The sequence below is a fragment of the Curtobacterium sp. MCPF17_021 genome, assembly GCF_003234605.2.
Taxonomy (GTDB): domain Bacteria; phylum Actinomycetota; class Actinomycetes; order Actinomycetales; family Microbacteriaceae; genus Curtobacterium; species Curtobacterium flaccumfaciens.
The window spans coordinates 1,086,733-1,101,748 of the sequence record NZ_CP126252.1 but is presented as its reverse complement, the minus strand read 5'-3'; the positions used below and the strand labels follow the sequence as shown (position 1 = coordinate 1,101,748).

The window sequence follows — 15,016 nt, the reverse complement described above, 5'->3', positions numbered from 1 at the left end:
GCACGGACGACGTAGCTTGGCCTCACCCCGCTACCTCGGGCCCGTCGCCCACCACGACGAGGACCAGGATCAGGACCACGGACAGGACGAGGACCATGACCACGCACACGACCACGACCCCGTCGCGGCTCCGCCGCCTCGCACTCCCCTTCGTCGGAGCGATCGCACTCACCGTCGCGCTCATCGCCCCGGTGTCGCCGGCATCGGCCGCCGGTGCCGTGCCGAAGGGCAGCCCGTACCTGCTGTACACGGCGAGCATCAGTGCCAACGGCACGGGCACCGGCTACTCGTCGTACATCAACGTGCACGACGCCCACAACAACGCGTACTCGTTCGGGATCCAGTCGGACAAGGGCTCCCCGCAGAGCAAGGGCAAGCCGCGTTACATCTGGGAGCGCGTGCAGAACGGCAAGTTCACCTACGGCTACCTGGGCCTGGCCACCAACAAGCTCACCCCCATCGGCATGCGCTGGTACAAGAACGACGTCGCGACGATGATCGTGAACCACAAGACGATCGGCACCCTCAAGCTCAACCTCGACGGTCGCCTGTTCTTCAACGCCGAGGCCAACGCCCGCCTGAACGGTGACGTCGTGCACTCGACGGTGCAGAACACCCGCATCACGGTCGGCGACCGCAAGTCGAACACCGGCCTGAACGGCAAGTGGGACACGAGCTTCTCGTTCCACGGACTGAAGGCGAAGCAGACGAACAGCCCGCGGGTGCAGGGCGCCAGCTTCAAGATCGACGGCCGCGTGACCGGGCTGCCCCGGGGCGGCAACTGGGACACCGCCCAGGTCTCCGGCATCGGGATGATCGCCCAGAAGTGGTGACCGACGCGACGCGGTGAACCGCACGCGTCCCCGGCGGCCTGACCCGCACCCCGACTCCGGTCGGCGTGCGGGTCAGGCCGCTTCGGCGTCGTGGGCGTCGTCGTCGAGGGGCGGCGCGGGGTCCCAGGGGGCGGCGTCCTGTTCGAGGACGTGCTCGGACGGCCCCGCGGGCTCCTCGCCGTCGCCGGGCGGCGGTGCCCCGTGCACCCCGTCGACGTCGCCGTCACCGTCACCGTCACCGTCCGGACCGTGCTCGGTCGCCGGTGCGTGGTCGTGCGGACCGTCCGGCTCCGCCCCGTGGTCGGAGCCGTGAGCGGCGCCGTGCCCCACGGGGTCGCGGACCTCGCCGGTGCGGGGGTCCACCCCGCGCAGACCACCCTGCCCCGAGGCGCCGTCGCCGACCTGCCGCGGCACCCGCAGCCAGTTGCTGATCCCCCACGCCAGGTCGTGGCCGATGCCGTCGGCGTCGATCTCGACCGAGGTCCCGCCGCGACCGTCGCGTTCCCACGTGCGGATGCGGACCCGGCCGGCGACGACGATCCGGTCGCCCTTCTTCAGCGACTTGTACACGTTCGACGCGAGCGACCGGAACGCCGTGACGGTGTACCAGTTGGTGGCGCCGTTGACCCAGGCGGCGGTGGCCCGGTCCCAGCGGCGAGAGGGTGAGGCGAGTCGGAGACTCGTGATGGCGATGCCGGTCTCGGTGACGAGGTGCCGGGGCTCGGTGGCGACGATTCCGCAGACGGTGATGATGTCGTTCATGCGTCGATCGTTACGGAGCCCGGGGCCGCGTCAGCGACCCCGGGCTCGATCTGTGGCGTGTGGACCCGATCAGGCGACCTGTGGAGGACGAGTCCCCCGGGCCTCCTGTCCGGACCCGGTCAGTGCGCTCGGAACTCGGGCCGGGCGGCCAACGGTCCGAGCGCGGCGTGGACCGCGCCCTTCGCGGACTCGAGGGACGGGTACGGCCCGCCCGCCCGTCGTCGCCCGTAGAGCTCGACCTGGAACCCGTCCGCCGCGCGGTGGATGCTGCCCACCGCTCCGGCCGGACCGATCGCGACCCAGGTTCCCGTGTTGTCCGTCATGTTCGAACCACCTCCTTGTGGCCCTGCCGCCCCGGGGTCAGGACGCCAGGATGTACTGACTGTAGGCCTTCCGCACCTTGTTCACCTTGGGCAGCGCGACTGCGAGGCAGTAGCCCTGTCCGGGGTTCTTCGCGAAGAAGTCCTGGTGGTACTCCTCTGCCGTGTAGAACGTCGAGAGCGGCTCGATGGTGGTGACGATCCCGCCGTCCCAGATGTCCGACGCCCGCTCGATCGCGCGCTCGAACAGCTCGCGCTGCGTGTCGTCGGCCGGGAACATCGCGGAGCGGTACTGCGTGCCGACGTCGGCCCCCTGGCGGTTCAGCTGCCGGGGGTCGTGCAGCGTGAAGAAGACGTCGAGGACCACGTCGGCCGGGATCACCGACTCGTCGAACGTCACCGCGACCGCCTCGGCGTGCCCCGTCGTCCCGGTGCACACCAGTTCGTACGAGGGCTCCTCGACCTGTCCGCCGACGTAGCCGGACACCACGTCCTGCACACCCTGGAGCGTGCGGTACACGGCGTCGAGACACCAGAAACATCCACCTGCGAGCACGAACGTGGTCATGGCCACAACCTCTCTCCGGGCTGCCCGTGCAGCCCCGTCGTTCCTCCACAACAGTGTGCGCGGGGACCCTGTTCCCCAGATCGGACGGCACTCCTCGGCGTGTCGGTGGTCCCCCGTAGCGTCGGCACCACACCGACCAGGAGGCCAGCGATGCAGACCATCACCGAACCCGCACTGCGGATCCGCACCGTCCCGCTGGCCCGCGCCCGGGGCGACTACCGCATCCTCGACGTCCGCGACGACCTGAGCCGGATCACCCGGGCCAACGGAGAGATCGTCGGGTACGTCGACCGCATCGACGTCGCCGGCGACACCGCCTACCGTGCCCGCCGGTACGTCGCGACCGAGCGCCGGTTCGTCGAGCTGCCGAGCGTGTGGTCCGCCGACGACGCCGTGGACACCCTGCGCTGGTCATGATGTTCCACATTGGAATCATCTGCACCGGGATGCACGGAACGCCGTCCGGCCTCCCCGACGCCTGACCGTTCCGTGGGTATGGTGCGCGCATGGACTGGTGGAACGACCTGACCGACTGGACTTCGTCCGACACGGGTTGGCGGGTGCTCTCGGGCGCTGTGATCCCCTTCGTCGCCATCGTCGTGGCGGGCGTCATCGCGGCGCTCATCGGGCGCAGCGCGACCAAGCGGGTCGTGGCGCTCCAGGAGCGGGAATCGAAGAACGCGGCCGTCGCCGCGATCCTGACGGCTGCGCGCAAGGCAGCGGCGTGGGGATCGCTCGGACACGACGAGCGTGCGTACGCGGACCACCTCGCCGAGGACGCCGACATCCGGCTGCGCCTGCTCCCCGTGCAGGGTGCGCCGCTGGCCGCCAACTGGGCCCAGCACGAGATCGCCGACATCAAGAAGAACTCGTCGACGTTCAGCTTCCAGGCCGACCAGTCCCTCGCCGAGTTCCGTGACCGCCTGCTCGACTGGCAGGCGCGACCGAGCCGTGCGCGCAAGCTCTTCAAGGCCGACCTCGAGCGCTGGAAGTTCGAGTCCCCGGACCCCGACGCCGACCTGATCAAGCGCCAGCAGGACTGGAACGCCGACCAGGCCGAGCCCCCGCGCACGCAGGCACCGGCCCCGGCGGCGGCTCCGGCTCCGGCTGCTCCCGCCGAGCGCCCCACCCCGACGACGACCTCGCTGCGTCCGGCCCAGCGCCCCGCGTCCGCACCCTCGACTCCTCCGGCGCCGACCGCTGCAGCTGCCACAGCCGGTGCTGCCGCGCCCGCTGCGTCTGCCGGTGCCGCCGGCGGGACGACCCCGTCGTTCTCGGTGAACCGTGGCGCGGGCACGAACCCGAACCGCGGCAGCGCCGACCAGAACGCCACGCGCTCCTTCGGTGACAACACCACCCGCGTCTACGGCGACGACGACGAGGCTGCACCCCCGGTCCGTCCGGCGCTCGGCACCCCGACTTCGCCCGCCCGCTCCGTCCAGGGCCGCGGCACGGACGACACCGAGGTCGTGGACGACGACCGCGCCACGCGGGCCTTCGGCGATGCGAGCGCCACTCGCGCGTCCGGCGACGCCAGCGCCACCCGCGCCTTCGGTGACTCCGACCGCGCTCCGCGGAACGACCGTCCGTCCTCGTCCGACCGCCCCGTCGCGACGCCCACCGCGGCCGACGCCCACGTCAACCGGGCGCCCGCGAACGACGTCCCGCCCGCATCGGCACCCCGGGTCGACTCCCCCGGCGCGACGAACACCACGTCCGTCCCGACGCGTCTGAACCAGGCCCCCGCCGAGCCCGCGGACGCGAACGAGACGTCGGAGGCGCCGTACACGCAGCCGATCAGCGCCGCCGAACTCCGACGCCGCGCCGCGGACGACGACGAGTAACCACCCCCACGACGAGAACAGGGCCGCCATCCGGAGAGGATGGCGGCCCTGTTCGTCTTCGGCGCCCCCGGCAGGAATCGAACCCGCGGCACGGTGGGTAGAAACCACCTGCTCTATCCACTGAGCTACGGAGGCGAGCAGCGTCGATTGTAGCGGCGAGCGGCCACCGGACGCTCGATGCGCGCCCCGCCGCGTCTCCGTGACAGGACCCGGCGGTCGCCCAACGGTCGGCCGCCGTCTGCCGCCCGTTCCCCTCCGCGACACCCGCGCTTCGTAGCGTCCGGAGCATGCGCACCACCGGTTCCGTCCTCGCCGTCGTGCCAGCACGTGCCGGGTCGAAGGGGATCCCCGGCAAGAACCTCCGCACGGTCGCGGGCCGTTCGCTGGTCCGTCGGGCGGTCGAGTCGGCACGACGTGCCACGCGCATCGACGAGGTCGTTGTCACGACCGACGGTGACGCCATCGCTGCCGAGGCGGTCGCCGCCGGTGCCGCCGTGGTCCGCCGTCCGGCCGAGCTCGCCGGTGACGAAGCGTCCTCGGAGTCAGCCCTGCTGCACGTCCTCGACGCGATCAGCACCCCGTTGCCCGAGGTCCTCGTCTTCCTGCAGGCGACCTCGCCGTTCATCGACCCGGCCGACCTCGACGCCGCCGTCGCGCGCGTGGTCGACGGCCACGCCGACGCGGTGTTCGCCGCCGCGCCCTCGCACGCGTTCCTGTGGCGGACCGCCCCGGACGGCACCGCGGTCGCGGTGAACCACGACGCTGCGACCAGGCCCCGCCGCCAGGACCGGGAGCCCGAGTACCGCGAGACCGGCGCCTTCTACGTGATGCGGACGGCGGGGTTCCTCGAGAACCGGCACCGGTTCCACGGCCGCGTCGAGCTGGCCGTCGTCGACGGCGCCGGCGCGATCGACATCGACGACGAGGCCGACCTGGCCCTCGCCGAAGCCCTCGCCGAAGCGCCCGGCGCGCCCGGCGCGCTGACCGACGCACGCGTCGGCGACCCGGCCCCAGCACCCACCACGACCCGAGACCCATCCCCGACGCGGGCCACCCCCGCACCGAACGGAGCACCATGACCGTCACCATCGGTACGTCCACGATCGGCGCGGGCCACCCCGCGTACCTCATCGGCGAGATCGGCCTCAACCACAACGGCGACGTCGACATCGCGAAGCAGCTCATCGACGTCGCTGCCGACGCGGGCCTGCAGGCCGTGAAGTTCCAGAAGCGCACCCCCGCGATCTCCACGCCGGAGCACATGAAGAACACCCCGCGCAGCACCCCGTGGGGCGACATGACCTACCTGGAGTACCGCTACCGTGTCGAGTTCGACCGGGACCAGTACATCGAGATCGGCGACCACGCGACCCTCCGCGGGCTCGACTGGTTCGCGTCGCCGTGGGACGAGCCGTCGGTCGACTTCCTCGAGGACCTCAACGTCGTCGCGTACAAGATCGCCTCGGCGTCCGTCACCGACCTCGGCATGCTCGCCGCCGTCGCCGCGACCGGCAAGCCCGTCATCCTGTCGACCGGCATGTCCACGCTCGAGCAGATCGACGCCGCCGTCGAGGCCCTCGGCACCGACCGCCTCGTCCTCATGCACGCGACGTCGACCTACCCGCTGCCGGCCGAGGAGGCGAACCTCCGCATGATCGACACCCTCGCCCACCGCTACGCGGGCGTCCCCGTCGGGTACTCCGGCCACGAGCCCGGCCTGCAGATCTCCATCGCCGCGGTCGCCCTCGGCGCCACGGCCGTCGAGCGCCACATCACGCTCGACCGCACGATGTGGGGCTCCGACCACGCCGCGTCGCTCGAGCCGCACGGCCTGAAGACGCTCGCCCGCGACATCCGCATCATCGAGACCGCCCTCGGCGACGGCGTGAAGAGGATCTTCCCCGGCGAGCAGGCACCGCTCGCGAAGCTGCGTCGCGTCGGCGCGTGAGCGGATGCAGTCCCCATCCGACCGCCGGCGAGCAGGCACCGCTCGCGAAGCTGCGTCGCGTCGGCGCGTGACCGGCCCGGTCGACGGGACCCGCGCCTTGGAAGCGCCGGCCGACGGCAGCGGGTCGACAGTCGGACTGGAGGCGCGCCTCCCGTCCGACGCGTCACCACGCGTCCGACGCGTGGTCGGCCTGGTCGACACCGACTCGTTCGCGAAGTGGGGCGCCCACCTGCTGGCGAGCGCCCCGGCGGACTGGGACCTGGAGCTGCGCACCGTGGCGACCCCGCGGTCGGCGAGCCCGAAGCAGCTGCGGTCGGCGTTCCGCGGGCTGGACCGGCGCCTCGCCCACCTGCACCGCGAACCGCCCGCGCCGAAGGACGTCGACGCCGTCGTCGAGGAGCTCCGACAGGACCCGCCGGACGCCGTCCTGGTGTCGTTGATCGGACCGGTGGCCGAGCTCGTGATCGACGAGGTGCACCGGCGGATCCCGGACCGGCCGGTGCTGGTGTCGGGGCTGCCGGGGATCTCGTTCCCGTCGAAGTGGAAGGGCATCTTCTTCCGCGCTCGGGCCGACCTGTTCGTGCTGCACAGCCATCGTGAGGTCCGTGCGTACGAGGAGATGGCGCGCCAGGGTGGGGTCGAGCCGCACTTCGCGCTCGCCACGCTGCCCTTCGCGCGGGGCGCCGGCGCGACCAGCGGTGCCGGCGCAAGCGATGGTGCGGACTCGACGGGCCGTGACTCCGTCGTCTTCGCTGCGCAGCCGAGTGTGCCGTTCGAGCGGGCCGACCGGGCACTCGTCGTGCGGTGGCTCGTCGAGACGGCGCGGGCGCACCCGGAGTGGCGCGTCGTCATCAAGACGCGCGCTGCGGCCGGCGAGCACCAGACACACCGCGAGGAGCACCCGTACCCGGACCTGGTGCCCGCGGACGCGCCGACCAACCTCGTGGTGGAGAGCGGGCCGATGGCTGAGCACCTCGACCGTGCGGTGGCGCTCGTGACGATCAGCTCGACCGCGGTGCTCGAGGCGGCGGCGCGAGGCGTGCCCGCGCTCACGCTGACCGACTTCGGGATCGGCCGGCACCTGATCAACGAGGTGTTCGTGGGGAGCGGCCTCGAGGGTGACGCCGTCGACCTGGTCGACGGACGGTTCGGCGTCGTCCGGTCGGAGTGGATGCGGGACAACTACTTCCACCCGGCCTCGGAGGACGACTGGCAGCACCGGCTCGTGGAGCTGATGGCCCGACGGGACGCCGGCACGTTGGTGGATCGGGCACCGGCACGGCGGAGTCGCGGTGGGGTGCTGCGCCGGGCGTGGGAGCGGAAGAACGCCCTCGGTGGGGCCGATCGCAGCCCGCTCGGACTGGTGGCACTGGGCATCGGGGCGCCGATCCGGGGCGCGAAGCGTCTGGCACGACGCGTGCGGGCACTGGTCGATCCGCCGGAACCCGTGGTGGTGGCGGCGCCGACGTCGCAGCGTGCGGGGGCGCGGGCCGCTGTGCCCGCGCCGGGGGCCACCGCTGGGACGGCTGCGGCGGCGGCCGCCCCGGCCGCGGCGGCGGCTCGTTCAGAGCGCCTTGGCCACCGCGAGCAGGAGTTGGTCGCGGGTCGGGACGCCGGGTGAACGGAAGACCTCGGTGCCGTCGTCCTGCCGCACGATGATCGTGGGCGTGGACCGGATACCGAGGTCTTCCGCGTCGTCGGGGTGCGCCGCCACGTCGCGTTCGGTCACGGTGAGCCCGGGGACGAGCGCCGACGCCTCGGCCGACACCCGGCGGGCGGCGGCACACGGCGCACAGAAGGCGGACGTCCAGAGGTCGAGCTGCATGTGGTCCTGCAACGCGGCGGGTGGGGGTTCTACTCCCGGTCGAACTCGCCGCTGCGGTCGCCGCGGTCCTGCAGGTCGTCGACCGGGTCGGACTCGCCGGGCTCGTAGGTGAACTCGACCGAGATCTGGTCGAGGACCTGGCGGGACTTGGTGGCGCGGTAGGTGAAGGCCGTCTGCAGGCCCTCGACGTCGGCGAACACCGTGACCTCGTCGTCCAGCGCGTCGCTCGTGGCGGTGCGGGTGTCGGTCGTGCCGTCGAAGGGGCCGCCGTGGAAGATCGCGGTGTACTCGTCGCCTTCGTGGATGGTGATGTCGCTCATGCCTCCCTTCTACCAGGCGGCGGCTGGTGCAGTCTGTCCAGCCCGTCGTTGCGCTATTTATAGCACGGCTATATAGTTCAGCTATGGAAACACCGCGTGAGCAGACGATCGAGACCCTCCTCGTCTCCGTCAACCGCCTGATCCGCAGCGCCGTCCAGTCGACGGGCAACACCACGTCCACCGCGGTCTGGCGCACGCTCGGCATCCTCGAGACCGACGAACCCCTGCGACTCGGAGAACTGGCCGCCGCCTCCCGTGTGGCGCAGCCCACCATGACGCGACTCGTCGCCGGCATGCTCGCCGACGGCCTGGTCAGCCGCAGCGTCGACCCGGACGACTCCCGCGGGCAGCTCATCGAACTCACCGAGGCCGGACGCGAACGGCTCGCTTCCTGGCGCTCCACCCTCACCAGCACGGTCGGTCCGTTGTTCGCCGACCTGACCGACGACGACTGGGACGTCCTGCACCACGCGGCGAACCTGATCGCCCAGCGCACCCGGACAACCCCCAACGGAACGGAGATCCCCGCGTGAACGCCCACGCACCCGCCGGCCAGTCCGGCTCCATCCTCAAGCAGTCGTCCGCGGTCTGGGCGATCGCCTTCGCCTGCGTCGTCGCGTTCATGGGCATCGGCCTCGTCGACCCGATCCTCCCGGCGATCGCGGCGTCCCTCAAGGCGACCCCCGCGCAGACCGAACTGCTCTTCACGAGCTACCTCGCCGTCACCGGGGTCGCGATGTTCTTCACCAGCTGGGTCTCCAGCCGCATCGGCGCGAAGCGCACCCTGCTCATCGGACTCGCCCTGATCGTGCTCTTCTCGGTGCTCGCCGCGACGTCGAACAGCGTGTGGAGCATCATCGACTTCCGCGCCGGCTGGGGTCTCGGCAACGCGCTCTTCATCTCCACCGCGCTCGCGACCATCGTCGGGGCAGCGTCCGGCGGCACCGCCTCGGCGATCATCCTGTACGAGGCAGCACTCGGCCTCGGCATCGCCGTCGGTCCCCTGGTCGGAGGTCTGCTCGGCTCGGTGAGCTGGCGCGGCCCGTTCTTCGGCGTCACGACCCTGATGGCCGTCGCGTTCATCGCCATCGTCGCCCTGCTGAAGACCGGCAGCCTCGAGAAGCCCACGCCGACGAAGCTCTCCGCACCCTTCCGCGCCCTGACCCGTCCGGCACTCGCCGCCCTCGCCGCGACCGCGCTGTTCTACAACATCGGCTTCTTCGTCCTGCTGGCGTACACGCCGTTCCCGCTCGGCTTCGGCGCCCTCGGCATCGGGTTCACGTTCTTCGGCTGGGGCGTCGGTCTCGCAGTCACGTCGGTGTGGGTCGCCCCGATGCTCACCGCCCGTCTCCGGAGGACGACGGTGTTGAAGATCGCACTGCCCCTGCTCGCGCTCGACCTGTTCGCCGCGGCCCTCGTCGTGCGCTCCCAGGTCGGCCTGATCATCTGCGTCGTCATCGGCGGCCTCGTGCTCGGTGTCCTGAACACCGTGCTCACCGAGTGCGTCATGGAGGCCACCGACCTCCCCCGCTCCGTCGCCTCGAGCGCCTACTCCGCCGTCCGCTTCATCGGCGGCGCCATCGCCCCGCCCGTCGCGACCCTGCTCGCCGACGCGTACTCCCCCTCGGCCGCCTACGTCTTCGCGGGTGCATCCGTCGCGGTCGCCTTCGTCGTGATCCTCTGCACCACCAGGGTCCTGCGCCGCGTCGACGACGGTCCCGAGCCGGAGCGCGTCGAGGCCGAGGCCATCACCGCCGGCGACATGGCCTAGTCGCCGAGGCGCGCGGTGGGGGCCTTCCCCCTTCCCCACTTCTCCACGAACGGGCGAAATGCCGGAGTGTCCCCCGTGGGCACCCCGGCATTTCGCCCGTTCGTGCGTCCGCGCGGGGGCTCGCTCGCCCCCTGTTGCACGCTCCACCCGCGAGCGGGCGAAATGCCCGGCCTCGACCGCAGAGCGAGTCCGGCATTTCGCCCGCTCGCACGGGGCTGGCCAGAACCGTGCGGCAGGCGGGGTGGAGAGCTGCCGCCTGGAGGCGCGGGTCGGCCTGCCGGGGTCGCCCCGGGCCTCCAGGCGGTCGCCTGCACTGCATGCGGCTCGCGTCGCGGACGAGCGGGCGAAACATCCGGGTGCGCCCGCAGGGCAACCGCGGCATTTCGCCCGCTCGGCTGGACGCGGGCGGGCGGAGCCACGACCGCAAGGCGCCGTCGGCGAGCGGGCGGAATACCGCGGTCCGTCCGCAGGGCGACCGCGGCATTTCGCCCACTCGTGGTGAGGAGGCGGGAGCGGGCGGGATCGGCGCGGCAGGCGGGGTGAAGGGCGACCGCCTGGAGGCGCGGGGCGGCCTGCCGGGGTCGCCACGGGCCTCCTGGCGGTCGCCTGCACCGCATGCGGCTCGCGTCCCGGACGAGCGGACGGAACGTCCGGGTGCCTCCGCAGGACGACCGCGGCATTTCGCCCGCTCGCGGAACGGGCGGACACGGTCGGGCACGGGTGGGACGACGCAGCGGCACGTACGGGAGGCACGCGGGGCGGGAATAGGATCGAGGACATGGCAACCGCGAATGACCGCCTCGTCTGGATCGACTGCGAGATGACCGGCCTCGACCTCGAGGTCGACGAACTCGTCGAGGTGGCCGTGGTCATCACCGACTTCGACCTCGAGCCAGTGCACCCCGGCTTCGACATCGTCATCAAGCCGGACCAGTCGGCGCTCGACAACATGAACGAGTTCGTGACGAACATGCACGTCACCTCGGGGCTCATCGACGAGATCCCGAACGGCGTGAGCCTGGCGGACGCCGAGTACCAGGTGCTCGAGTACATCCTCCAGCACGTCCCCGCCGAGGGCTCCGCCCCCCTCGCCGGCAACACCATCGGCACCGACCGTGCGTTCCTGTCGAAGTACATGCCGCGGGTCGACGGGCACCTGCACTACCGCAGCGTCGACGTGTCGAGCATCAAGGAGCTCTGCCGCCGCTGGTTCCCCCGCGTGTACTTCAACGCGCCGGAGAAGCACGGCGGGCACCGGGCCCTCGCGGACATCCTCGAGTCGATCCGCGAGCTCGAGTACTACCGCCGCGCCGGCTTCGTCGCCGAGCCCGGCCCGAGCACCGACGACGTGCGTGCCGTGCAGGCCGACGTCGTGGCGAAGTGGGAGTCACGGCTGGCGCAGCCCGCGGCCGAGTAGCGACACGGGTGGTCCGCACCCCGTCCCGCATGTACTACTATTGAGTGGTCGCGCCGGTCCGCCGGTTCGAACATGGTGGATATAGCTCAGTTGGTAGAGCGCCTGGTTGTGGTCTAGGAGGTCGCGGGTTCGAGACCCGTTATTCACCCCAGTCGAGGGAGAGTCCTGTTGCGTGTGACGCAACCGGGGCTCTCCCTCAGTGTTTGTCAGGGCGCCTCCGGCGCCGAGCGGCTTCGCCGCGAGTGGTGAGCCGCGAGTGGTCAGCGCGGTGTGGGACGATCCACCCGTGATGGAGATGTCCGCCGACGCGTTCGAGCAACTCGTGACCGACGAACTCGACCTGCTCCCCGACGAGATGGTCGACGGGCTCGACAACGTGGTGTTCGTCGTCGAGGACGAACCGGAGAACGGCGAAGAGCTCTTCGGCGTGTACGACGGCATCGCGGCCACCGAGCGAGGGCAGTACGGCTTCGGCGAGCTGCCCGACCGCATCGTGGTGTTCCGCAAGCAGCACCTGGCCGAGTGCGACACCGTCGAGGAGCTCAAGGACGAGGTGCACACCACCCTCGTGCACGAGATCGGCCACTTCTACGGCATCGACGACGAGCGGCTGCACGAGCTCGGCTGGGCGTAGCGGCCAGCGACGCGCCCGCGCACCCGCCCACGCACCTCAGAACCGCGTCGGCCCCACCTCGTGGTACTTCTCCCACGCCCCCACCGGCCCCCGCCCGTGCAGCGCGTACTCCCCCACCATCCGCTCCTTGTAGACCGCCGGGTTGTGCGACGCCACGACCCGGGCGTTCCGCCAGTGCCGATCCAGCCCACGCGTCCGGTCGGCCGCTGACGCCCCGCCGACCTCGAACAACTCGGACGCCGACCGCAGCACCCGCGGCCCGATCTCGACCTGCGCCTGGTACACGGCGTTCTCGGCCGCGTCGAGCAGCACGCGGTCGACGCCGACCCCGGGCTCGTTCGTCGCGACGACCCCGTCGAGCAGCCCGGCGGCGGCGACGACGAGTGACCGGGCGGTGAACGCCCCGGCCGACAGCCGCCCGAGCACCGAGAGCACCTGCGGGTCCTCCCCCGGCACGGCCGCGTTGGCGTGGATGTACGTGCGGGTCCGTGGTCGCACGAAGGTCACGGCATCGTCGGACACGGCCTGCCCGATCCCGGCGAGGACCGCCAGCAGGTACAGCTGGTAGAAGGCCTGGATGTGCGACAGCGGAGCGTCCCGGTACGCCGACACCACCGACGGGTCGACCGACACCCCGTCGAACACGGTCGTGCCGGACGCGGTCAACCGCTGCCCGAACCCGTCCCAGTCGTCGATGCTCGTCACGCCCGGCGCGGAGGCGTCGACGGCGAACGTCACGCGCTCTCCGTCGCGGTCCGCCGCCAGGTAGATCCAGTCCGCGTAGAGCGTGCCGGTCGAGTAGTACTTCCGCCCGTCGAGGCGGAGGGAACCACCAGCCGGCGTCACCGTCGTCGAGATGTCGGCCAGGGTCGTCCCGGTCCGCTCCGAGGTCGCGTTGCCGACGATCGCTCCGTCGACGATGCGCTGGAGCCACTCGTCCCGGCCGGCGGACGATGGCCGCAGCAGCACCAGTTCGGTGTACCCGAAGTGGCCTCGCCACAGGTGCGCGATGTTCGAGTCCGCCGCCGCCAGGTCCGCCACCAGGTGCGCGAGTTCGACCAGCGTCACGCCGAAGCCGCCGCGGTCCTCCGGCACGCGCAGCCGCCCGAACCCCGCGTCGGCGAGCGCCCGGACCTCGGTGTGCGGCAGCGCCCGGTCGCCGGGCTTCCCGGACGCGAGTTCACGCTCGACCGCGCCGTCGCGGATGGTCGCGAACATGGGCGCGAAGCGTTCGCGCAGGGTCGCCAGGCGGTCGGCCGGGAGGCCCGTCCCGCGTCCGGTGGTCGTCGTCGCGGCCGTCACGCGGACACCTCCACCGCACGGGTCGCGTCGTCCGGGTGGGCCGCGGTCGCGCCGGCACCGCCCGAGAACGCCCCGCGCCACTGCCGGGCGGGGTGCGAGTCCGGCAGCTGTGCGTGGCCGAAGAGCTTCTCGCGCAGGGTGCCCTCGCGGTACTCGGACTGCATCAGTCCGCGCTCCTGCAGGGTCGGCGCGATGTGGTCGACGAACTCCTCGTACGAGCCGGGCAGCGTCCAGTTGATGACGTTGACGCCGTCGACGCCCACCCGCTGCCAGTCGGCGAGCTCGTCGGCGATCTGCTCCGGCGTGCCGACGACCCGGGCGCGGAGCTTCGCGGACAACCGGGCGAGGTCGGCGATGGTCGGTTCGCGGTCCCCGGCGGCCTCGCGGAGCCACTGCAGGTGCGACTGTCCGGCGCGGGTGCGGACCTCGGAGAGCGGGGTGTCCGGGTCGAGGGGCTCGCCGGTGTCCGGGTCGAAGCCGAGGTTCGAGTGCACCAGGAACCCGTCGGCGGCCAGGTACTCGTCGATCTCCGCTTCCTTGGCCTTCGCCTCGGCCTCGGTGGAGCCCGTGACGAAGGTCAGGCCGAGGAAGAACGCGATGTCGTCCCGCTGGCGGCCGGCGGCCTCGGCCAGGTCGCGGGTCTCGCGGATGAGCTGTTCGGTGGCGTCCCGGTTCGAGGTCAGGATGAACTGGGCCTCGGCGTTCCGCGCGGCGAAGGCACGGCCGGCCGGCGACGACCCGGCCTGGAACAGCACCGGGGTCCGCTGCGGCGACGGTGCCGACAGGTGCGGGCCCTGCACGTCGTAGCGCGTGCCGTGGTGGTCGATGCGGTGCACCCTGTCGGGGTCGGCGTAGCCACGGACCGGGTCCTTCAGCACGGCGCCGTCCTCCCACGAGCCCTCCCAGAGCTTCGCGCAGACCTCGAGGTACTCCTCGGCCCAGACGTAGCGCTCGTCGTGCTCCTCGAGCCGGTCGGCGCCGAAGTTCCGGGCGGCGCTGTCGAGGGCGCTCGTGACGACGTTCCAGCCGATGCGGCCCCGGGTGATGTGGTCGAGCGTGGAGACCTTGCGGGCGAAGTCGAACGGGTGCGCCTGGATGACGCTCGAGGTGAACGCGAGCCCGAGGTGCTCGGTCGACACGGCGAGCGCGGAGAGCAGCACGGAGGGGTCGTTCGAGGGGATCTGTAGCCCCTCGCGCAGGTTGGTCGAGTAGTCGCCGCGACCGGGTCCGTAGGTCCCGACGACGTCGGCGAAGAACATGGCGTCGAACTTGCCGCGCTCGAGGGTCCTCGCCAGGTCGGTCCACAGCGTCACGTCGTCGAAGTCCGCCTGCCGGGCGTCGGGGTGCCGCCACAGGCCGTGCTGGATGTGCGAGGTCGTGTTCATGACGAAGGCCGCGAAGCGCAGCGGGCGGTTCGGTGCATCGCTCATGTGTCCCATCGTGGTCGGCGGGCACCGCCCGACGACAGCGAC

At 71.8% G+C, this 15,016-nt stretch carries 17 protein-coding genes and 2 tRNA genes; 11 read left to right on the top strand and 8 right to left on the bottom strand.

The features are described from left to right. The first annotated feature begins 95 nt into the window (after nucleotides 1-95). Entirely contained in the window at nucleotides 96-833 is a 738-nt protein-coding gene (locus tag DEJ29_RS05310; protein WP_111033444.1) for a hypothetical protein, read from the top strand. Nucleotides 834-905: 72 nt separating this feature from the next. Here the strand turns inward: DEJ29_RS05310 and DEJ29_RS05305 are convergent, their stop codons facing one another. The 3 genes from DEJ29_RS05305 to msrA form a co-directional block, all read right to left on the bottom strand. Then, nucleotides 906-1,595: a single-stranded DNA-binding protein gene (locus DEJ29_RS05305; protein ID WP_111095460.1), complete on the bottom strand. Its 690-nt coding sequence runs from the start codon at nucleotides 1,593-1,595 to the stop codon at nucleotides 906-908. Nucleotides 1,596-1,714: 119 nt separating this feature from the next. Next, entirely contained in the window at nucleotides 1,715-1,918 is a 204-nt protein-coding gene (locus tag DEJ29_RS05300) for a hypothetical protein (protein ID WP_027464651.1), read from the bottom strand. A 37-nt stretch (nucleotides 1,919-1,955) separates the two neighbouring features. After that, nucleotides 1,956-2,483, bottom strand: coding sequence for a peptide-methionine (S)-S-oxide reductase MsrA (gene msrA, locus DEJ29_RS05295; RefSeq protein WP_111095475.1), 528 nt, complete (start codon nucleotides 2,481-2,483; stop codon nucleotides 1,956-1,958). A 150-nt stretch (nucleotides 2,484-2,633) separates the two neighbouring features. On the opposite strand from msrA, the gene DEJ29_RS05290 reads away from it, so the two are divergent. Together DEJ29_RS05290 and DEJ29_RS05285 are read left to right on the top strand one after the other, a co-directional pair. Next, nucleotides 2,634-2,900: a hypothetical protein gene (locus tag DEJ29_RS05290; protein ID WP_111095461.1), complete on the top strand. Its 267-nt coding sequence runs from the start codon at nucleotides 2,634-2,636 to the stop codon at nucleotides 2,898-2,900. 89 nt (nucleotides 2,901-2,989) lie between these two features. Further along, nucleotides 2,990-4,327 carry a hypothetical protein gene (locus tag DEJ29_RS05285; protein WP_181438236.1) on the top strand — a complete coding sequence of 446 codons (1,338 nt, stop codon included), beginning with the start codon at nucleotides 2,990-2,992 and terminating at the stop codon, nucleotides 4,325-4,327. Nucleotides 4,328-4,389: 62 nt separating this feature from the next. Here DEJ29_RS05285 and DEJ29_RS05280 read toward each other — a convergent pair. Then, nucleotides 4,390-4,462: transfer RNA gene (locus tag DEJ29_RS05280), tRNA-Arg, on the bottom strand. Nucleotides 4,463-4,614: 152 nt separating this feature from the next. On the opposite strand from DEJ29_RS05280, the gene DEJ29_RS05275 reads away from it, so the two are divergent. The 3 genes from DEJ29_RS05275 (at nucleotide 4,615) to DEJ29_RS05265 (ending at nucleotide 7,896) form a co-directional block, all read left to right on the top strand. Beyond that, nucleotides 4,615-5,406 (top strand): acylneuraminate cytidylyltransferase family protein, encoded by a 792-nt coding sequence (locus DEJ29_RS05275; RefSeq protein ID WP_111095462.1) that lies wholly within the window; start codon nucleotides 4,615-4,617, stop codon nucleotides 5,404-5,406. Continuing rightward, nucleotides 5,403-6,275, top strand: coding sequence for an N-acetylneuraminate synthase family protein (locus tag DEJ29_RS05270; RefSeq protein WP_071405510.1), 873 nt, complete (start codon nucleotides 5,403-5,405; stop codon nucleotides 6,273-6,275). The genes DEJ29_RS05275 and DEJ29_RS05270 overlap by 4 nt, the downstream gene beginning before the upstream one ends. 67 nt (nucleotides 6,276-6,342) lie before the next feature. Then, nucleotides 6,343-7,896 (top strand): DUF6716 putative glycosyltransferase, encoded by a 1,554-nt coding sequence (locus DEJ29_RS05265; RefSeq protein WP_111095463.1) that lies wholly within the window; start codon nucleotides 6,343-6,345, stop codon nucleotides 7,894-7,896. Here DEJ29_RS05265 and DEJ29_RS05260 read toward each other — a convergent pair. Together DEJ29_RS05260 and DEJ29_RS05255 are read right to left on the bottom strand one after the other, a co-directional pair. Then, nucleotides 7,840-8,100: a thioredoxin family protein gene (locus DEJ29_RS05260; RefSeq protein ID WP_027464648.1), complete on the bottom strand. Its 261-nt coding sequence runs from the start codon at nucleotides 8,098-8,100 to the stop codon at nucleotides 7,840-7,842. The two genes, DEJ29_RS05265 and DEJ29_RS05260, sit on opposite strands and share 57 nt — an antisense overlap. A 29-nt stretch (nucleotides 8,101-8,129) precedes the next feature. Beyond that, nucleotides 8,130-8,420 carry a hypothetical protein gene (locus DEJ29_RS05255; protein WP_071405508.1) on the bottom strand — a complete coding sequence of 97 codons (291 nt, stop codon included), beginning with the start codon at nucleotides 8,418-8,420 and terminating at the stop codon, nucleotides 8,130-8,132. Nucleotides 8,421-8,503: 83 nt separating this feature from the next. On the opposite strand from DEJ29_RS05255, the gene DEJ29_RS05250 reads away from it, so the two are divergent. The 5 genes from DEJ29_RS05250 to DEJ29_RS05230 all read left to right on the top strand — a co-directional run bounded on the left by DEJ29_RS05250 (nucleotide 8,504) and on the right by DEJ29_RS05230 (nucleotide 12,242). Then, entirely contained in the window at nucleotides 8,504-8,953 is a 450-nt protein-coding gene (locus DEJ29_RS05250; RefSeq protein ID WP_110864908.1) for a MarR family winged helix-turn-helix transcriptional regulator, read from the top strand. Continuing rightward, nucleotides 8,950-10,191, top strand: coding sequence for an MFS transporter (locus DEJ29_RS05245; protein ID WP_111095464.1), 1,242 nt, complete (start codon nucleotides 8,950-8,952; stop codon nucleotides 10,189-10,191). The genes DEJ29_RS05250 and DEJ29_RS05245 overlap by 4 nt, the downstream gene beginning before the upstream one ends. A gap of 778 nt (nucleotides 10,192-10,969) precedes the next feature. Further along, the gene (gene orn / locus DEJ29_RS05240; RefSeq protein WP_071405505.1) at nucleotides 10,970-11,608 is read left to right on the top strand and encodes an oligoribonuclease; all 639 of its coding nucleotides are present in this window, start codon (nucleotides 10,970-10,972) and stop codon (nucleotides 11,606-11,608) included. Between the two features lie 75 nt (nucleotides 11,609-11,683). Beyond that, a tRNA-His gene (locus tag DEJ29_RS05235) sits at nucleotides 11,684-11,759 on the top strand. 138 nt (nucleotides 11,760-11,897) lie between these two features. Further along, nucleotides 11,898-12,242 carry a metallopeptidase family protein gene (locus DEJ29_RS05230; RefSeq protein WP_035807616.1) on the top strand — a complete coding sequence of 115 codons (345 nt, stop codon included), beginning with the start codon at nucleotides 11,898-11,900 and terminating at the stop codon, nucleotides 12,240-12,242. 36 nt (nucleotides 12,243-12,278) lie between these two features. Here DEJ29_RS05230 and DEJ29_RS05225 read toward each other — a convergent pair whose 3' ends face one another. Both DEJ29_RS05225 and DEJ29_RS05220 read right to left on the bottom strand, forming a co-directional pair. Continuing rightward, nucleotides 12,279-13,544: an acyl-CoA dehydrogenase family protein gene (locus tag DEJ29_RS05225; RefSeq protein WP_111095465.1), complete on the bottom strand. Its 1,266-nt coding sequence runs from the start codon at nucleotides 13,542-13,544 to the stop codon at nucleotides 12,279-12,281. After that, complete coding sequence (locus DEJ29_RS05220; RefSeq protein ID WP_111095466.1) at nucleotides 13,541-14,974, bottom strand: LLM class flavin-dependent oxidoreductase; 1,434 nt, start codon at nucleotides 14,972-14,974, stop codon at nucleotides 13,541-13,543. The genes DEJ29_RS05225 and DEJ29_RS05220 overlap by 4 nt, the downstream gene beginning before the upstream one ends. Nucleotides 14,975-15,016: the final 42 nt, after the last annotated feature.